A 17,973-nucleotide genomic window follows, 5' to 3' on the forward strand; every position below is an offset into this window, starting at 1 on the left:
TACCGGCAGCGATCGTGTTCATCGCCACGTTCGGCTGCACCTGGCTCCAGCGCTCTTGATCGCCAGGACACCGCCTAGTAGTGCTTTGTTAGGTGGTGTCGTAGGTCTGCCATGGGATGGGTTGTCGGCAGGTGGGGCAGGTGCCGGTCCAGGTGGTGATGAGGTGTTGGAGGAGTGCCAGGGTCTGGTAGAGGGTCAGGCCCTGGCAGGGGCTTTTGGGTGGATGCGTTGTTCGGTGAGGAACAGGTGGGCGGCGCCGACGAGGGTGACGTGGCGGTGCCAGCCGGTGAATGAGCGGCCTTCGAAGTGGTCCAGTCCCAGCGAGGTCTTCAGTTCGCGGTAGTCGTGCTCGATGCGCCAGCGTGACTTGGCGAGTCTGACGAGGTCCTTGGCGGGGATGTCGGCGGGCAGGTTCGAGATCCAGTACTTGACCGGTTCCGCCTGGCCGTCGGGCCACTGCGCGATCAGCCAGGTGAGCGGGATCGTGCCGTCGGCGGCGGGTTGGGGTCGTCGTCCGGCCAGCCGGACGCGCAGGAGGACGAAGTGTGAGCTCATCGCGGCCTTGGAGCCCTTGCGCCAGCTCACGGACCGTCCGGTGTGTCGGCCTGCGGCCAGCATGTGCTCGCGCAGCGACACGGGGCGGGTGCGGTAGCGCGGCAACGGCCGCGGGCCCAGGCCTCCGTAGGGCGGCTGGTGCGGTCGGGCGCTCTCGGCGTGTGCGGTCATCTCCGCTTTCACCTGGAGCACGTAGGCCAGGCCACGATCCTCCAGGCCGTGGCGGAAGTCGGCGTTCGCCCCGTAGCCGCTGTCCGCGACCAGAGCGGCGGGCCGCAGGCCCGTGCCGGCGAGTTCGTCGAGCATGTCCAACGCGAGCTGCCACTTCGGTCGGTGGTGCTCGTCCTGGGGGATGCGGCAGGCCGCTCGCCGGCCGGCAGCCTCGGGCCCGTCCCAGGAGGCGGGCAGGAACAGCCGCCAGGACAGCGGGCACGAGGCGGTGTCGGAGACCGCGTGGACACTGACGCCGATCTGGCAGTTGCCGACCTTGCCCAGCGTGCCGGAGTACTGACGGGCCACCCCCGGCGAGGCTGTGCCGTCCTTGGGGAAACCGGTGTCGTCCACCGCCCAGACCTCGGGCCGCACCGCTCGCACCGCCCGCCACGCCAGCCGGGCACGCACGTCTCGAACCGGCCAGGTCGAGGACGTCATGAACTGCTGCAGCTGCTGGTGGTCGATCCCCAGGCGCTCGGCCATGGGCTGCATCGACTTGCGCCGGCCCTCCAGCAGCAGGCCCCGCAGATACAGCCCACCCTTGACCCGCTGATCACGCCGCACCAACGGCGCGAACACCTCGTCAGCGAACTCCTCCAACCGGCCCCGACACACCGCAAGCTCCCCAGCCCTCATACAACCAGCGAACTACCGAACACACGCCGTGACAAGAGCAGCTAACAAAGCACTACTAGACCGTGGGCGTCAGCCGGGTCAGTTCGGCCTGCACCGTGGCGCGTTGCCGGGGGTCGAGGGCGGCGTAGACCTTCACCAGTTCGGTGCGGCACCGGTCGACGTCGGCCGGCCGCCGCTGGGCGCGGTAGGCCAGCGCCGCGATCTCCAGGACCAGGGCCGGATCCTGACGGCTGCCGCTGCGGCGCAGGGCGACCAGGGCCTGCTCGCTGCGCTCCGCGGCCTGCTCCATCCGGCCGGTCACGTACAGGATCTCGGCGAGGCTGGTCAGCGTCTTGCTCTGGCCGACGACGTCGCCGAGCTCGGTCTTGATCCGCAGCGAGGCCTCCAGGTGCCGGATCGCGGCTGTCGACTCCCCGGCCTGGTGGCAGACGATGCCGAGGTTGTTGAGCACGTACGCGGCCCGCGACGACTCACCCGCCTGCTGGTACCGGGCCGCCACGGTCTGAAGGGTCGCGATCGCCGGCGCGTTCCGTCCGAGCCGGCCGTAGGCACACGCCACGTCCACGGCGCAGGCGAGAGCACCGGCCTCGTCGCCGAGTCCGGAGCGGATGGCCTGGGCCTGCTCGAACTGGGCGAGGGCCTCCTGCGGCTTGTTGCCGCTCAGGAGCACGATGCCCAGGGTCTTGCGCATGGTGGCCTGTGCGGCCAGGTCGCCCAGTGCGGCGGTCGCCCCGATGGCGGCGGCGCAGATGCCCTCCCAGCGCGGCTCGTACTCGCCGCGGACATACACGCTCGCCCAGAAGGCCGAGACGAGCCGGTGGGCCAGCCCGAGCAGCCAGGGCTCGGACCCGGCGCAGGCCAGGTGGACGGCGGCGACGAGGTTCCGGCTCTCGGCGTCGAACCAGGACTGCGCCTCGTCGAACCCGCCGAGGTCCGGGCGCGATGCCCCGACGGGGAGGTTGTCCGCGCTCCAGTACCCCTCCTCGGCCGCCGGCACCCGGGACGGGGTGAGCAGTCCGGCCGCGTGGTCGGCGGTGTGCAGGTACCAGTGCAGCAGGCGGTGGAGCCCCTGCCGCTCACTCGGTTCGGCGGCCGTCGCCAGTTCGACGGCGTACACCCGGATCAGGTCGTGGAAGCGGTACCGCCCCGGGCCGGCCGGCTGCAGCAGGTGCGCGGCGAGCAGGGCCCACAGGGCGTCCTCGGTCTCCCGCGCCGAGCCGGCGGCCAGCGCGAGCGCCGCGGGCAGGCTGACGGTCGGGCCGGGAACCAGGCCGAGCAGCCGGAATAATCGGGCGACCGGTTCGGCGAGCGCGGCGTAGCCGACGGCGAAGCCGGCGCGCACCGCCCGGTCCTCGACGTGCAGTTCGTCCAGCCGCCGGCTCTCGTCGGCCAGCCGGTCGGCGAGCATCCGCGCAGTCCAGCCCGGTTGGCAGGCCAGCCGGCTGCCCGCGATGCGGATGGCGAGCGGCAGTCCCGCGCAGATCCGCAGGACCTGCGCCACCGCGTCCGGCTCGGCGGCGACGACCTCGCCGCCGACGATCCGGGTGAACAGCTCCCGCGCCTCCTCCTCGGCCAGCACGTCGACGGCGACGCGGTGCACGCCGTCCAGTCCGGGCAGCGCGCCGCGACTGGTGATCAGCGCCGCGCAGCTCCCCGAGCCGGGCAGCAGCGGGCGGACCTGCGCGGCGTCCCTGGCGTTGTCGAGCAGGATCAGCAGCCGCCGTCCGTACACGGTGCTGCGGTAGAGGGCCTCGCGCTCCTCGCGGTCCGTCGGGATGTCGTGGGCCGCGACGCCCAGCGCGCGCAGGAACCGGGCCAGGACCTCGCCCGGGTCGGCGGGTTGAGCGTCCAACCCGTGCAGGTCGGCGTGCAGTTGCCCGTCCGGGAAGCACGGGAGAACCCGGTGCGCCACATGGACGGCCAGCGAGGTCTTGCCCACGCCCCCGGCGCCGTTCAGGGCGGAGAGCACGACCGGCCCGCCGCCCTGGCCCGCGCCCCCGAGCAGGTCCAGCAGCCGCCCGACCAGTGGCTGGCGTCCCGTGAAATCCGACAGGTCAGCCGGAAGTTGACGAGGTGTCACGGCCGGGTGCAGCGGGACCTGCGCCCGCACCGCGCTGTCGTGGCCGGCCGGTTCGGCCAGCGAGGGGTCCGCCGTCAGGACGCGCCGGTGCAGCTCCCGCAGCGCCGGCGCGGGGTCGACGCCGAGGTCCTCGGCCAGCAGCAGGCGGGTCCGCCGATAGACCTCCAGGGCCTCACCACGGCGGCCGCTGCGGTACAGCGCGAGGATCGCCTGCTCCGCCACCAGCTCGTCCAACGGGTGCTCGCGCAGCAGCGCGTTCGCCTCGTCGACGACTTCACGGTGGCGCCCCAGGGCCAGCTCCAGGCCCAGGCACTCCTTGTGCACGGCGGCGCGCAGGGCGTTCAGACGAGCGCCCTCGCTCTCCAGGGCCCGGCTCGACAGGTCGGCGAGTGCCGGACCGCGCCAGCAGGCCAGCGCGCGTCGCAGGCCGGCGACGACCTCGGCCGTCCCCGCCCCCTGCTGCGCCAGTCGGCGTTCGTTCTCGAAGGCGAGCAGGTCGAGTTGGGCCGTCTCCAGCCGGATCCGGTAACCGCCGCGGACCGTGCCGATCACGTTCGCCGCGCCGCACCCGGCCAGGTTGCGGCGCAACCCCGAGACGGCGTCCTGCACCTGGCGGACCGCGGTGGCGGGCTGGTCACCGTCCCACATCACGTCGACGAGCCGCTGCATCCCCACCGTGCGGCCCGCCTCGACCAGCAGTGCCGCCAGCACCTTGGCCTGCCGCGGGCCGTTGAGCGGGACGTCCACCCCGTCGACCCCGGCCAGCAACGTCCCCAGCACGCCGAACCTCATGTCCCCCACCCTGGCCGCCCCCGAACAGGAAACCGTCACCGTCAACGGTAGGACGAACCTAGGACGGATCCAGGACGGCTGTCCATAGCCTCAGGACAACCGCTCCCGCCGGGCACCGACGGGGGAGAGCAGGGCGGACGGACCGTCGGGGGCGGCCAACGGGGGAGCACCGCAAGGCGGTCGGCCGTCGCCCCGGCACGGGGCGACGGCCGGTCGACAGCGTTTCCGACCATCACAGTCGAAGATCCAACCGAGGGGGAACCGTGCGTTCGACCCAAGCGAGGCTGCGGGCAGCCGCGAGTGTGCTGACCGTGTCCGTGCTCAGCGTGCTCGGCACCGGGACGGCGGCCCACGCCACCGTCAATCCGCACCACCAGATCCACAACAGGTACGCGGGCTTCTGCCTGGACGCGGCCAACTACGGGCCCCAGAAGCCGTCCAACAACGGCGACAAGGTCCAGGTCTGGCCCTGCAACAGCTACGACCAGCAGGGCTGGACCTACGTCCACGTCGCGGGCTGGCCCGACAACGTCGTCACCATCCACAACGACGCGGCCCCCGGAAGCTGTCTGGACCTCGACGTCTCCCACTCCGGCCCGAACTACGACTTCGGTGGGAACAACGTCCAGATGTGGCAGTGCAACGGCTGGGGCAACCAGATGTGGGAGGTCAACAACAACGGCCTGCTGATCAACCTGGTCAACACCAACCGGAACGCGCCCACTCCGGTCCTGGACGCCCAGAACTTCGGCGGGACCAATCCGGGCGTGGCCGGCGACCAGGTCCTCGCCTGGAACGACTGGAACTACGGCGGCAGCCAGATCTGGTCCTGGAGCTGAACCCCGCAAGCCCTCGCACCGAGCGCTGAGGCCGCCCCTCCCGGGCGGCCTCAGCCGCGTGATCGGCCGATCGGCCGGACGTTCCTAGCCGCGCAGGGCGGGGTCCTTGAGCGTGCGGTCGGCCCCGCTGACCAGGACGTGGTCGCCGAGGTGGTCGCTCTGGTAGCCGGCTTCCGCCAGCATCGTCGCGAGGCGCAGGGTGAGCCGGAAGTCCTCGGACCGGACGGCGGCCCCGCCGTGCACCGGGACCCGACCGGAGGTCGCCCTGGCCGGCGCCTCCGGGGCGGGCCGGCCGCCGCGGGTGCCACCGCGCCAGGACACCGTCACGCCGTGACTCGCGCAGGAGACGACCACCCCGTCACTCACGTCACCGCCCGCGGTGAGCGGGAAGCCCGCGGTGCGCAGCGTGTCCACCACGGACTGGAGCAGGGCGGACTGGGGGTCGTGGTCCTGGCAGGGCATGACAGCCAGGCTACAGGTGAACAGAAGACATACGGATGGCGACATTGACATGTCGTCAGAGTGGATGGCTCGGTCACTCCGACGACTGACACACCATCAGCCCAGCCGTGGGACTTGCTCCCGTACAGGAAGCGATGTCCGGATCTGCCAGAATCCCGTCATTGCGGCCATCCGCGCACGCGGGCCATGATCGGGGCATGCCCGCACCCCACCGCGTCGTGATCACCGCCTTCCCCGGCGTCGAACTGCTGGACGTCACGGGACCCGCCGAGGTGTTCTCGGTCGCCTCCCGCCTGGTCGGCACCGAGCGCGCGGACTACCGGGTGCAGATCGCCACCGCCGACGGCGCCCTGGTGACCACCTCCAGCGGGGTGCGGCTGATGCCCGACCTGGCCCTGGCGGAGGTCGAGGGGCGGGTGGACACCCTGCTGGTCTCCGGCGCGATCCGACCGACCGGCGACGGCCGGGGCATCGAGGCGGTCGTCGACCCGGAGGTCACCGCGTGGCTGCGCTCGGCGGCGCCCGCGGCCGGGCGGACCGGCTCGGTCTGTGCGGGCGCGCACCTGCTGGCCGCCGCCGGCCTGCTGGACGGACTGCCCGCCACCACCCACTGGCTGACCGCCGCCCAACTCGCCGCCGACCACCCGCGGATCACCGTCGACCCGGACCCGATCTTCATCCGGGCGGGACGCCTGTGGACCTGCGCGGGGGTCACCTCCGGCATGGACCTGGCCCTGGCGATGGTGGCGGCGGACCACGGCCACGCACTGGCCCTCAGCACCGCGCGGATGATGGTCATGTACGTCAAACGCCCCGGCGGCCAGAGCCAGTTCAGCGTCCCGCTCGCCGCCCAGAGCACCCAGGGCGGCCCGGACGACCGGATCGAGGCGGTGCGGCGGTGGATCGCCGACCACCTCACCGAGGACCTGTCGAGCGACCTCCTCGCCGCACGGACGAACCTGAGCGTGCGGCACTTCTCCCGGCTCTTCCGTGCGAGCACCGGCAGCACCCCCGCCGGCTACGTCGAGGCCGCCCGACTGGAGGCGGCCCGCCGGCTGCTGGAGGAGACCGGACGCAGCCTGCCGGACATCGCCGCGGCCAGCGGGCTGGGTGTCGTGGAGACCCTCCACCGCGCCTTCCAGCGGCACCTGGGCACCACGCCCGCGGAGTACCGTCGCCGGTTCCGCTGACCCGCGCTCCCCCGGACCCACCGCTCCCCGACCCACGACCCCCGACCCACCCCTCGACGCCCCCACCCCTCGACGCCCGGCGCACCGCGACGGGCGGACCTCCGCCGCGCCCGCACCCGCCACCCCGCCCCGGGGTGGCACCCACGAGCGCGGCACCCCCACCGAGCCACCACACGACACGACGGAGCCCACCATGTCCCGCACGAAGGTCATCCCGATCCCGGTCCTCGGCAGGCACGCGATCAACGCCTACCTGCTGCTGGGCCGGCGCCCGGTCGTCGTGGACGCCGGCACCCCCGGCAGCGGGCGACGGATCCACGACGAGGTCGCCCGGCACGGCGTCGACCCCGCCGACATCGCCCTCATCGTCATCACCCACGGCCACATCGACCACTTCGGCTCGGCCGCCGAACTGCACCGCCTCACCGGCGCGCCCCTGGCCGCGCACGCCGCCGATCTCGAACCCTTCCGCACCGGCCGCGCCCGCCGGCCCTACCTGCCGACCGGGCCCATGGGCCGGCTCATGCAGCGCGACCGCCGGCTGCACGTACGGGTCGAAGGCTTCGAACCCGACCTGCTGCTGCGCGGCGAGACGAGCCTGGACGACTTCGGGATCGCGGGCCGCATCATGCCCACCCCCGGCCACACGGCCGGTTCCGTCTCCGTCCTCACCGACGAGGGCGACCTCGTCGCCGGTGACCTGGTCGCCAACTCCTTCATGGGCCTCATCCCCGGCAAGCCCGCCAACCCGCCCTTCCACGACGACCCGCAGGGCAACCTCGCCAGCCTGCGCGCCATGCTCGCGCTCGACCCCCGGGCCCTGCACGTCGGCCACGGCTCCCCGCTCGACCCCGCCCGCGTCGGGCGCTGGGCCCGCCGGGAGGACCGCCGCCTCACCCGCCGGGCCGCCGCCGGACGCCTCACCGTCCGCACCCGGACCAGTGCCTGAGGGGCCTCTGCACGCGAGGGGCGGCGGCGGAAAAGGCGGTTGGGCGCGACGGCTCCGGCTGCTAGCTTGCAGTCGACCGTGAAACCGCCTCAGGAGGTGAGACCCGTGAACGCTGTGTCCCCAGGGTGCTCCCCCCTGTCCTTCATGGTCGGGCGACTGACGTAGGTGTCGCCGGGAGCGCCTGAACACCAGGCTCTCCTGAGAGGCAGACACCTATGAACACTCACCAACTCCCCGCGGACGCGGGCGAACACCCGCTCGTGGTCACGCGGGTCGAGGAACGCGCCTGGCACGCCCTGGCGGACGACCAGGTGGTCGGCCGCGGCGATGTCGCCCTGCGGCCCGACGGGCGGACCTTCCTCAGCATCGACGCGTGGGACGAGGCGGTCTTCGACCGGATCGCCCACACGATGCTGGCCGACCTGCCCACGCCGCTGTACACGGTGGTCGACGAGGCCGACCGCGGCCTGACGGCCGGTTGGGAGCGGGCCGGCTTCACGGTCCGACGCCGCGAGTGGGAGTACCTCGTACCCACCGACCCGCGGATCACGGGGCTCGCCGCGGTGCGAGCGCCGTCGGGCGTGAGCGTCGTCCCCCTCGGCGAGGCGGCGGAAGACCTGCTGCGCGCGGTGGACCGCGCCGTGCGCGAGGAGGTCGAGGCGACCGTCGGATGGCGGTCGATGCCCGCCGAGGTGGTGCCCCGCCCGCACGGGACCACCGTGCTGTACCCGTCCAGGTACGCGGTGGCGGCCGAGTCCGGTCGGTACGTGGGCCTGGTCAGGGTGGCACCGATCACCCGGCAGCCGCGGATCGGGCTGATCGCCGTCCTGGCCGACCGGCAGCGCCGCGGCATCGCCCGGGCGCTGCTGGCCCACGTGCTGGGCTCACTGCACCACGCCGGGATCGACACGGCGTCGGCCGAGGTGAACGAGGCCAACCGGGCCGCGATGGCACTGTTCGAGGGCATCGGCTCCCGGCGCGCGGGCAGCAACCTGGAGCTGGTGCACCACTGACGCCCCGTCACACCGTCGACGACAAGAGGGAGAGCATGGCACGGACCACCGAAGGCATCGACGTCGAGGGAACCGTCGTCGAGTGCCTGCGCAACGCCACCTTCACGGTGGAACTCCAGAACGGGCACAAGGTCCTCGCGCACATCAGCGGGAAGATACGGAAGAACCACATCAAGATCCTTCCGTACGACCGCGTGCTCGTGGAGCTCAGCCCGTACGACCTCACCCGCGGCCGGATCCGCTTCCGGTACCGGACCTAGGAGTCGGGTGAGGCGGTGATCGGTCGGCGGGTCCCCGCCCCTCGGGGTGCGGGACCCGCCGGCCTTTCCCCGCACCCGCACCCCGCGCAGCCCGGTGGGCCGAGCCCCACGCTCCGTCAGATCCGGCCCGGTCAGGGGCAGTCACCGGCACGACCTGCCGCAGATCCGTGATCACATAAGTAATGTGACATGTTACAGTGCAATGCCACTGAGGCGTGTCCTCATCACTCGCGGGGGAACTTATGGAACCGATGGAACCTGTCCGGATCGGCGTCGTGGGCGTCGGGAACAACATCTCGGCGCTGCTCCAGGGCGTGCAGGTGTACCGGAACCTGGAGGCCGCGCACGGGCGTGACGCCGAGGGCCTGCCCGGGGTCACCCGCTGTGACATCGGCGGGGTCCGCGTCACCGACGTGCGGATCTCGGCGGCGTTCGACGTGGCGGCGCAGAAGGTCGGGCTGCCGCTGACCGAGGCCGTCTTCGCCGCTCCGAACAACTACCCCCGCATCGTCGAGGTCCTGGAGTCGCAGCCCGTCAAGGTCTCGCCCGGCGCCCGCTTCGACGGCGTCCCCGAGCACCTGGCCGCGCTGGTCCCGGTCGACGCCCACGCCGACCGCGGCATCGAGGGCGTCGTCGAGGAACTCCTCGACACCCGGACCGAGGTCCTCCTCTACTCCCTGCCCACGGGCTCCCCGCAGGCCGCCCGGTTCTACGCCGAGTGCGCCCTGCGGGCCGGCGTGGCGCTGGTGAACTGCACGCCCGACCCGCTCGCCACGGACCCGGCGATCGCCGCCCGCTTCACGGCCGCCGGCGTTCCGCTGGTCGGTGACGACCTGGCCAGCCACCTGGGCTCCTCGGTGGTCCACCGCACCCTGCTCCAGCTGGTCGCGGACCGCGGCCTGGACGTCGACCGCAGCTACCAGGTCAACCTCGGTGGCAACGCCGACTTCAAGAACCTGCTGGTGCGCGGCGAGGCGAAGCGGACCTCCAAGCACAACGCGCTCGGCGACACCTCCAGCGACCGGGTCTGCGTCGTCCCCTCGGGCGGCTACGTGCCCGTGCTCGGCGACCAGAAGGTCGGCTACGTCTTCGTCGAGGCCCTGGGCTGGGGCGGCATGCCCGCGACCCTGGAGGTCAAGCTCACGGTGCAGGACTCCAGCAACGCCGCCGGGGTGATCATCGACCTGGTCCGCCTGGCGGCACTGGCCCGCCGGGCCGGGGTCGGCGGGCCCGTCCACGGCGCCGCCTCGCTGCTCAAGTCGCCGCCCCCCGGCGACACCGACCGCAGCCCCGACGCCTTCGACCGGGCGGCGGCCGAGCTGGCCCGCCGGATCACCGGCACCCCTCTCCCGGGCGAGGCCACGGCCGTCGGCGAGGCGGCGGTCCTCGGCGGGTCCCTCGGATGAGCGCCCCCGGTCCCCTGACCCGGGCGTTGCGCGCGGTGGTCGCCGGCACCGACCTCTCCGACGCGCAGGCGGCGGCCGTGATGGCCGAGCTGATCGCCGGGACCTTCACGCCCGCCCAGTTCGGTGCCCTGGCGGTCGCGCTGCGGATGAAGGGCGAGTCGGCCACCGAGATCGCCGCCTTCGTGCGGGTGCTGCGCGGCGAGGCGACGCCGGTCGACCTCGGTGAGCGGCGCGGCCGCGCCGTGGACCTGTGCGGCACCGGCGGGGACGGTCCCAGCGCCCAGGTCTTCAACATCTCCACCACGGCCGCCCTGGTCGCCGCCGGCGCGGGCGTGCCCGTCGCCAAGCACGGCACCAGCGCCGTCTCCAGCCGCTCCGGCAGCAGCGACCTGCTGACCGCACTGGGGGTGCGGATCGGCCGCGACCCCGGGCAGGTCGCCGACGACCTGGCCCGGCACGGCATCTGCTTCATGCACGCGCCGTCCTTCAACCGCGGCATGCGGCACCTGATCGGCCTGCGCCAGGAGATCGGCCTGCGGCTGGTCTTCAACCTGCTGGGCCCGCTCTGCAACCCGGCCGGGGTCCAGCGGCACGTCGTCGGCGTGTACGAGGACGGCTACCTGGAGGTCGTCGCCGGGGCGCTGGCCCGCGGCGGTGCGCGCCGCGCCTGGGTGCTGCGGGCCCGGGACGGCCTGGACGAGCTGTCGACGACCGCGCCGACCCGGGTGGTACGGGTGGACGACGGGATGCTCTCGGAGACCGTGGTCGACGCCCGGGACCTGGGGCTCACCCCGGCCACCCTGGACGAGCTGCACGGCGGCTCCCCCGAGGAGAACGCACGGACCACCCGGGCGATCCTGGCCGGCACCGCGAGCCGGGCCCGGACCGAGGTCGTGCTGCTCAACGCGGCGGCCGTGCTGGTGGTGGCCGACCGGGCGGCGGACCTGGCCCAGGGCCTGGAGCTGGCCGAGGCCTCGATCCGCACCGGCGCCGCCACCGCCGTCCTCGCGGGCTGGTCTGCCGGTGGCGAGGCCGCTTCCGGGGCCGTCGCCGAGGCGAAGGGGTACGCCGGGTGACCACACCGCTGCTCCCGCCCGACTTCGGCGCCCCGATCGGCCGCTACACCCCCGGTCTGCTGAGCACCGGGCCCTGCGGCGACTGGGTCTTCGTCTCCGGCCAGGTGGCCACCGACGCCCAGGGCCGCACCGTCGGCGCGCAGGACATCCGGACGCAGACCCGCCAGGTCTTCGCCAACCTCGCCGCCGTGCTCGCCGAGGGCGGCGCCGCGCTGAGCGACCTGCTCTCGGTCACGGTCCATCTCACCTCGCGCGCGGACTTCGCCGGCTTCACCGAGGAGCGCAACCGGGTCTTCGCCCACCGGACGCCCCCCACCAGCACGGTCGTGATCGTGCGGGGCCTGGTCGTGCCCGAGCACCTGGTCGAGGTCAGCGGCATCGCCCGGCGCGGGACGGCGGGGCGGTGACCGCCGCGACACCCCGCACGAGGACCACCGGTGAGCTCTTCACCGTCGTCGGCGGGGTCAACACCGACACGATCCTGCACACCGCCACCGAGCCGCAGGACGACGGCACCGTCGAGGTCCTGGAGCGCACCGGCGCGATCGGCGGCCACGGCGCCAACACCGCGCTCGCGCTGGCCCGGCTCGGCCACCGGGTGCGGCTGGTCGCGGCGGTGGGCGGGGACCAGGCCGGCGAGGAGGCCACCGCGTCCCTGCGGGCCGCCGGCGTGGACACCGGCGACGTCGTGCGCGTGCGTGCGGCGCAGACCGGTCAGGCCGTCGTGGTGAACGGGCCCAGGACCCGCCACATGATGCTCTGGCGCGGGGCCAACGACCTGCTGCCCGCCCCGGATCCGGTGCGCGGCACGCTGCTGCTGCTCGACCCGCCACTGCCCACGGTCCCCGCCCTGCTGGCCGGACCGCGCCTGGTGGTGGCCAACCCCGGCGGCCGCACCGCGGGCATGCTCCCGATGCTCTGCGCGGCCCCCGGGCCGGTGGTGCTGGTCTGCAACCGGACCGAGTTCGAGCAGGCGGGTGGGGCGGCCCGGCTGCCGGAGCTGGTCCGGACGCTGACCGCCGTCGTGGTGACCGAGGGCGAGCGGGGCTGCCTGGTCCTCGACGCGGCCGGGAGCACCGCGGTGCCCGCCCGTCCGGCCACCGCGGTGGACCCCACCGGAGCCGGCGACGCGTTCACCGCGGGGCTGGCCGCGGCGCTGGCGGGCGGCGCCAGGGCGGTGCGGGCGGCCGGGGCCGGGGCGGCGCTGGCCGCGCTGGCGGTGGAGGTCCACGGCGGGCCGGCGGCGCTGCCCGCGGCCACCGAGGTCCGGCGACGGCTGGACGCCGACCGGAGTCGGGAACACCGGAACACGGAGAGCCGGAGCCTGGAGAAGGAGTCCGCGTGGAGCTGAACCTGCCCCCGCACGGCCTGCCCGGGCTGCTGCTCACCGTCTGCGGACCGGACGGCTGCGGGAAGTCGACCCTGGAGGCGGGCCTGCTGGACCGGTTGGCCTCCCGCGGGGTCACCCCGCAGGTCCTGATCCAGCCCAGTGCCTGGTGGCGCGAGGATCCGCGGGTCCGCTCGACGATGGTCGCCGGCCCGCGCTCGCTCGACCCGCTCGCGCTGGCGCTGTTCGCCCTCGCGGACCGGGTCGACCAGCAGGCGCACGAGGTCCTGCCGGTGCTGGCCGCCGGCGGCACGATCCTCTCGAACCGCTACCTGCTCTCCCTGTGCGCGCACTTCCTGACCACCCGGGAGATCGACCAGGCCCTCCTGACGCCCCTGTACCGGCAGTTGGTCGCCCCCGACCTGATGGTGGTGCTGGACGCGCCGACCCCGGTGCTGCTCGACCGGGTGGTGCGGCGCGACGGCCCGGACCCCCGGCGCTGGGACCAGCAGCCGGAGTTCGTCGCGCGCAACCGTGAGGCGTTCCTGGCCCTGGCCCGCGCCAACGGCGCCCTGGTGCTGGACACCACCCGGCCGGCCCCGGAGGTGCTGGACACCGTCTGGGACCGGGTGGCACCCCTGCTCCCTCCCGGCGCGCCGCCGCGGGAGGGCCGATGACCGCCCCGGGCGGGCCGGTGACCGGCACGGGAGGGCCGGACACCGGCACGCCCGGGGCACCGGGCGGCTCCGGGTGCACGGGGGACTGCTCGGGCACGGGCTTCTTCGACCTGCTCGGCGAGACGTACGACAGCTACCGGCCGCCCGACGCCGCGCGCACCCGCCAGGAGGTGGACCTGCTGGCCGCGGCCTGTGCCCGGCCGGTCGGCACGGCGGTGGACCTGATGTGCGGCCAGGGCCGGCACAGCCTGGAACTGGCCCGGCGCGGCTGGCGGGTGACCGCCGTCGACCGGGTCGCGGGCCTGCTGGGCCTGCTCGGCGAACGGGCCCGCGCCCAGGGCCTCGGCGACCTGGTCGACATCGTGCGGGCCGACGCCTTCGAGTTCCGGCACACCGGCCGGGCCGACCTGGTGGCGCTGCTGGGCAACTCCTTCGGCTTCGCCGCCGACCGGGCCGCCTGCGCGGGCCTGTTGAACGCCCTCACCGCGGCCACCGCCGCCGACGGGCTGCTCGCCGTCGAGGTCTTCGACCCGGTGCGCCGGGCGGACCGGCACCTGTGGAGCAAGCGGTTCCCCGGCGGGTCGCTCACCAAGCGGCGCCACTGGGACCCGGTCGGCTCGACCGAGCACATGCGCGTCGACCTGGCCGGGACGGGCCCGACCCGGTCCACCTGCTACCGCCAGTACACCCCGCCCGCCGAGGAGTTCGTCGCGCTGGCCGGTGGGGCGGGCTGGCGGGCCCGGCCGGCGGCGGCCTGGCCCTCCAACGACTCGACCCTGTTCCTGCTGCGTCGGGAGGCGCCTTGAGACCCCGGCTGGTCCTGGTGGCCCACCCGGATCCGGTGGAGCCGCTGGATCTGCTCCCGGTGGTCCGGATCCTGGAGAAGTGCGGCGAGGACGCGTTCGCCGTCCGGGTGCGGGCCCTGGACGGGCCGCCCGGCTCCGGGGCCGCGCAGCCGGCCGACGTGCTGCTGGTCCCCGGCGGCCGGGGCAGCGAACGCGACTACGGCCAGGGGCCGGTGGCGCGCGCCCTCGACGCGCACATGGGCGCCGGACGTCCGGTCTACACCGTCTGTTCCGGGGCCTTCGTGCTGGCCGGACGCGGGCTGCTCACCGGGCGGACGGTGGCCACCCACAGCGCCAAGTCCGAGCGCCTGGCCCGGCTCGGCGGCTGCACCGTGCGCCCGGGCCTGGTCCGCGACGGGACGCTCACCTCCGTCGGTGGCACGGCGGTGGGGCACGTCAAGGCGCTCGCCCTCGCGCTGCGGATCGTGGCGGACCAGACACCGGAGCGACTGCCCGCGCTGCTGGCCACCTTGGACGTCGACCCGCACCTGCTGCCCCGCCTGGAGGTGGTCCGATGAGCCGGGCCCCGGGGCGCCGCCCGTTGCTGCTGCCCGGCGGCCCGGAGCGGGCGCAGGGCTTCGCGGCCGAGCTGCTGGCCACCGGCCGCTGGGAGCAACTGGAGCTGGGGCGCGCCCGGTTCGGCAACGGCAACGTCATGTACTGGCCGCCGCCGGGCGCCGTCCCGCGCTCCCCGGACCTGCTCTGGCCGCAGGACCTCGAGCCCGGGCAGGCGCTGCTGGAGCTGGGGCTGGCGCTGGACTGCCTGTGGCGGGCCCGCCCCGGCCTGCGCGCCCGGATCCTGCTGCCCTACCTGCCGTACTCGCGCAGCAGCCGGGTGGAGCAGGGCTCCTCGCTCGGCGCCGCCGTGCTGCTGCGCCTGCTGGACGCGCTGCCGGGTGTCGACGGCTACGCCGTCTTCGACCTGCACACGCCCGAACTGACCGGCTTCGCCCGGCAGTCGCTCACCGAGCACAGCGCACTCGCGGACGTGCGGGCCTGGGCGGCGGGGCTGGCGGGGCTGGACCTCGTGGTGGCTCCGGACCGCGGCCGCGCCGCCACCTGCGAGCGGCTGGCCCGCGACCTGGGGGTGTCCGCGGAGGTGCTGCTCAAACGCCGCACCGACCACGGCGACCGCGCGCACCGGATCCCGCTGGAGCGCCCGGCCCTGCGCGGCGCCGATGTCCTCCTGCTGGACGACGAACTCACCAGCGGCAGCACCATGACGGCCGCGCTGGAGACCCTGCGGGAGAGCGGTGCGGCCCGCGCCCACCTGGTGGCCCTGCGCAGCTTCGCCGACGAGCGGGTGGTCAAGGAGCTGGTGGCACACCCGTTGGTCCACACCCTGGCCACCACCGCGCTGTCGCCGCACCGGGCGGCCGAGGCGGTCCGCGCGCACGGCGGCCGGCTGGTCCCGCTGACGGGCGCACTGGCCGCACTGGCGGACCACCGGTGACCGGGACCGGACCGGTGGCGGGAGCGCTGGAGGCCGCGGTGCCCGGAGCGGTGACCGGACCGGTGGCGGGAGCGGTGCTGATCACCGGCGCCAGCCGGGGCATCGGCCGCGCCCTGGCCCACCGGCTGGCCCTGGACGGTACCCCGGCCGTGCTCTGGGCCCGGGACGGCGGCCAACTGGACGACGTCGTACGGAACTTCGCCGACCACGGAGTCCCGGCGCTCGGCTGCGCGGTCGACGTCGGCGACCCGGCGGCGGTGCGAGCGGCCGGGCACCGGCTGCGCGAGCACGGCTTCGGCCTGCGCGCGGTGGTGCTCAACGCCGGTGTCGGGCAGTGGCATCCGCTGCTCGACCACCCCCACGAGGTGTGGACGCGGACCCTGGCGACCAACCTGCAGGGCGCGTTCAGCGCGGTCGTGGAGCTGCTTCCGCTGCTCCTGGCCCACGGAGACGGGCAGTTGATCGGCATCGGCTCGGACTCGGGCCTGACCGGGCTGCCGGACCGCGCCGCCTACTGCGCCTCCAAGTGGGGCCTGCGCGGGGTGTTGGAGGTGGCGCGGGCCGAACACCGCGACCAGGGACTGCGGGTGACCCACGTGGCCCTGGGCGCGGTGGACACCGGCTTCCGGACCGGCGTGCCGGGCGGTCGGCCGGGCGCGCTGTCCGCGCAGGCGGCGGCCGACCTGGTGGCCTGGCTGCTCGCGCTGCCCGCGGGCACGGAGGTCCGGGAGATTCACGCGGCATCGACAGCCCGCCCGTTCGGGGCGGCGGCCGCCACCGAGAAGGAGTAGCCAATGACCACAGCGCACGAGCACTACCTGGACTCGCTCGGCGCCACCGGCGAGCAGTTGAGCGCCGAGCAGACCGAGCGGCTGGACCGGGACGGGTACGTGGTGCTCCCGGCCCTGCTCACGCCGGACCATGTCGCGCAGGTCAAGGAGTCGCTGGACCGGATCGCGCGGGCCGAGGGGAGGATGGCGGGCCACGAGTACCTCCTCTGCGACGACGGCGCGCACCGGCTGCACAACCTGCTGAACAAGGACACCGTCTACGACGTGTTCCTGACCCACCCGACGGTGCTGGCCGGGGTGCGGCACGTGCTGGGCTCGGACTTCCGGCTCAGCATGCTCAACATGCGCTCGCAACTCCCGGGCCAGAAGCGGCAGAAGCTGCACGTCGACTGGTACGACGGGGCGGAGCCGAACGGCGACTTCAAGGTGTGCAACGCGATCTGGGCCCTGGACGGGTTCACCGCGGAGAACGGCGCGACCCGGGTGGTGCCGGGCTCGCACCGGTTCGCCGAGGTGCCCAAGCAGGTCCTGCGGGACCCGTACGCCGACTGGCCGGGCGAGGTGAGCGTGCTCGCCGAGCCGGGTGACGTCATCCTCTTCAACTCGCATCTGTGGCACCGCGGGATGGACAACCGCAGCGACGCCCCACGGGCCGGGATCAACAGCTTCTTCTGCCGGGCCGACCAGCGGCCCGAGTTGGACCAGGACGCGCTGCTCGACGCGGCCGCCCGGGAGCGGATGAGCCCGGCCGCGCTGCGCCTGCTCGGCCTGGCGTGACCCGGCGGTGGCCCCGGGCCCCGGTCGGGCTCGGGGCCACCCGTGGGGCCGCGGGAAGCGGGAGCGCGGCCGGTCAGCGGGGGCGCGGGCCCAGGTGCAGGCAGGCCCAGGCCGCCTGGGCCGGGATGTCACCGGCGACGGCGTACCCGGCCGGCACCACCGCACCGACGCGCGCCAGCAGTTCGGCCGGCGTCCCGCTGATCCGCGACCGGAGGGCCGCGCCCGTCGCCCGGCCCGCCCGGAAGTGCGCGGCGTGCACCTCCAGCAGCAGCCGCTCGCCGGCGCGCAGGTCCTGCACCCGCGTCGCGCTCAGCCGCAGGCCCACCCAGCCGTCCGGCGCCGCCGGGTCCACCGGCAGCGCCGCCTCCGTCAGCGGACGGAACCGGACCTGCCGGGGGCGCGCCTGCAGCCCGCCGTGCCGCACGACCGTCAACCCCGAGGGCCTCGCGCCGTCCTGGCACTGCGCCCGGGTCCGCAGCACCGCGCCCGGCACCTCGCCCATCAGGACCAGCGCACCGCCGCGGTCGCCCTCGGCGTCGAAGGGGCGCCCCCAGGGACCGCAGGCGACGGGCGCGGCGTTCCCGGGCGGGGCCGGCGGGGGGGGGGGGGGGGGGGGGGGGGGGGGGGGGGGG

At 74.5% G+C, this 17,973-nt stretch carries 19 protein-coding genes; 15 read left to right on the forward strand and 4 right to left on the reverse strand.

Going from position 1 to position 17,973, the window contains the following annotated elements:
* Nucleotides 1–195: 195 nt before the first annotated feature.
* Nucleotides 196–1,404, reverse strand: a complete 1,209-nt coding sequence (locus tag ABD323_RS08030) for an IS701 family transposase (RefSeq protein WP_344440538.1) — start codon at nt 1,402–1,404, stop codon at nt 196–198.
* 55 nt (nt 1,405–1,459) lie between these two features.
* Complete coding sequence (locus tag ABD323_RS08035; protein ID WP_344440539.1) at nt 1,460–4,276, reverse strand: AfsR/SARP family transcriptional regulator; 2,817 nt, start codon at nt 4,274–4,276, stop codon at nt 1,460–1,462.
* 311 nt (nt 4,277–4,587) lie between these two features.
* Between ABD323_RS08035 and ABD323_RS08040 the strand changes: the two genes are divergently transcribed.
* Nucleotides 4,588–5,115 carry an RICIN domain-containing protein gene (locus ABD323_RS08040; protein WP_344440540.1) on the forward strand — a complete coding sequence of 176 codons (528 nt, stop codon included), beginning with the start codon at nt 4,588–4,590 and terminating at the stop codon, nt 5,113–5,115.
* A gap of 84 nt (nt 5,116–5,199) precedes the next feature.
* Here the strand turns inward: ABD323_RS08040 and ABD323_RS08045 are convergent, their stop codons facing one another.
* On the reverse strand, nt 5,200–5,577 hold the full coding sequence (locus tag ABD323_RS08045; RefSeq protein ID WP_344440541.1) for a hypothetical protein: 378 nt from the start codon (nt 5,575–5,577) through the stop codon (nt 5,200–5,202).
* A gap of 197 nt (nt 5,578–5,774) precedes the next feature.
* On the opposite strand from ABD323_RS08045, the gene ABD323_RS08050 reads away from it, so the two are divergent.
* The 14 genes from ABD323_RS08050 (at nt 5,775) to ABD323_RS08115 (ending at nt 17,341) form a co-directional block, all read left to right on the forward strand.
* Complete coding sequence (locus ABD323_RS08050) at nt 5,775–6,767, forward strand: GlxA family transcriptional regulator (RefSeq protein ID WP_344440542.1); 993 nt, start codon at nt 5,775–5,777, stop codon at nt 6,765–6,767.
* A 193-nt stretch (nt 6,768–6,960) separates the two neighbouring features.
* Nucleotides 6,961–7,716 (forward strand): MBL fold metallo-hydrolase, encoded by a 756-nt coding sequence (locus ABD323_RS08055; RefSeq protein ID WP_344440543.1) that lies wholly within the window; start codon nt 6,961–6,963, stop codon nt 7,714–7,716.
* A 215-nt stretch (nt 7,717–7,931) separates the two neighbouring features.
* Nucleotides 7,932–8,729: a GNAT family N-acetyltransferase gene (locus ABD323_RS08060; RefSeq protein WP_344440544.1), complete on the forward strand. Its 798-nt coding sequence runs from the start codon at nt 7,932–7,934 to the stop codon at nt 8,727–8,729.
* A 35-nt stretch (nt 8,730–8,764) separates the two neighbouring features.
* Nucleotides 8,765–8,989 (forward strand): translation initiation factor IF-1, encoded by a 225-nt coding sequence (gene infA / locus ABD323_RS08065; RefSeq protein WP_344440545.1) that lies wholly within the window; start codon nt 8,765–8,767, stop codon nt 8,987–8,989.
* 251 nt (nt 8,990–9,240) lie between these two features.
* A complete protein-coding gene (locus ABD323_RS08070) occupies nt 9,241–10,395 on the forward strand; it encodes an inositol-3-phosphate synthase (RefSeq protein ID WP_344440546.1) in 1,155 nt (384 codons plus the stop codon).
* Nucleotides 10,392–11,471: an anthranilate phosphoribosyltransferase gene (gene trpD, locus ABD323_RS08075; protein WP_344440547.1), complete on the forward strand. Its 1,080-nt coding sequence runs from the start codon at nt 10,392–10,394 to the stop codon at nt 11,469–11,471. Before ABD323_RS08070 ends, trpD begins: the two co-directional genes overlap by 4 nt.
* Complete coding sequence (locus tag ABD323_RS08080; protein WP_344440548.1) at nt 11,468–11,878, forward strand: RidA family protein; 411 nt, start codon at nt 11,468–11,470, stop codon at nt 11,876–11,878. Before trpD ends, ABD323_RS08080 begins: the two co-directional genes overlap by 4 nt.
* Nucleotides 11,875–12,822, forward strand: a complete 948-nt coding sequence (locus ABD323_RS08085; RefSeq protein WP_344440549.1) for a carbohydrate kinase family protein — start codon at nt 11,875–11,877, stop codon at nt 12,820–12,822. Before ABD323_RS08080 ends, ABD323_RS08085 begins: the two co-directional genes overlap by 4 nt.
* A complete protein-coding gene (locus ABD323_RS08090; protein WP_344440550.1) occupies nt 12,813–13,475 on the forward strand; it encodes a dTMP kinase in 663 nt (220 codons plus the stop codon). The genes ABD323_RS08085 and ABD323_RS08090 overlap by 10 nt, the downstream gene beginning before the upstream one ends.
* Complete coding sequence (locus tag ABD323_RS08095) at nt 13,472–14,281, forward strand: SAM-dependent methyltransferase (RefSeq protein WP_344440551.1); 810 nt, start codon at nt 13,472–13,474, stop codon at nt 14,279–14,281. The genes ABD323_RS08090 and ABD323_RS08095 overlap by 4 nt, the downstream gene beginning before the upstream one ends.
* The gene (locus ABD323_RS08100) at nt 14,278–14,838 is read left to right on the forward strand and encodes a DJ-1/PfpI family protein (RefSeq protein ID WP_344440552.1); all 561 of its coding nucleotides are present in this window, start codon (nt 14,278–14,280) and stop codon (nt 14,836–14,838) included. Before ABD323_RS08095 ends, ABD323_RS08100 begins: the two co-directional genes overlap by 4 nt.
* Nucleotides 14,835–15,773 (forward strand): phosphoribosyltransferase family protein, encoded by a 939-nt coding sequence (locus ABD323_RS08105; protein ID WP_344440553.1) that lies wholly within the window; start codon nt 14,835–14,837, stop codon nt 15,771–15,773. Before ABD323_RS08100 ends, ABD323_RS08105 begins: the two co-directional genes overlap by 4 nt.
* Nucleotides 15,770–16,564, forward strand: coding sequence for an SDR family oxidoreductase (locus ABD323_RS08110; RefSeq protein WP_344440554.1), 795 nt, complete (start codon nt 15,770–15,772; stop codon nt 16,562–16,564). The genes ABD323_RS08105 and ABD323_RS08110 overlap by 4 nt, the downstream gene beginning before the upstream one ends.
* Before the next feature lie 3 nt (nt 16,565–16,567).
* The gene (locus ABD323_RS08115) at nt 16,568–17,341 is read left to right on the forward strand and encodes a phytanoyl-CoA dioxygenase family protein (protein ID WP_344440555.1); all 774 of its coding nucleotides are present in this window, start codon (nt 16,568–16,570) and stop codon (nt 17,339–17,341) included.
* A 73-nt stretch (nt 17,342–17,414) separates the two neighbouring features.
* Here the strand turns inward: ABD323_RS08115 and ABD323_RS08120 are convergent.
* Nucleotides 17,415–17,973, reverse strand: a 559-nt coding sequence (locus tag ABD323_RS08120; RefSeq protein ID WP_344440556.1) for a hypothetical protein, incomplete at its 5' end; no start/stop codon positions are given.

Origin of the sequence: Kitasatospora nipponensis, assembly GCF_039528135.1 — a bacterium.
Classification (GTDB): Bacteria; Actinomycetota; Actinomycetes; order Streptomycetales; family Streptomycetaceae; genus Kitasatospora; species Kitasatospora nipponensis.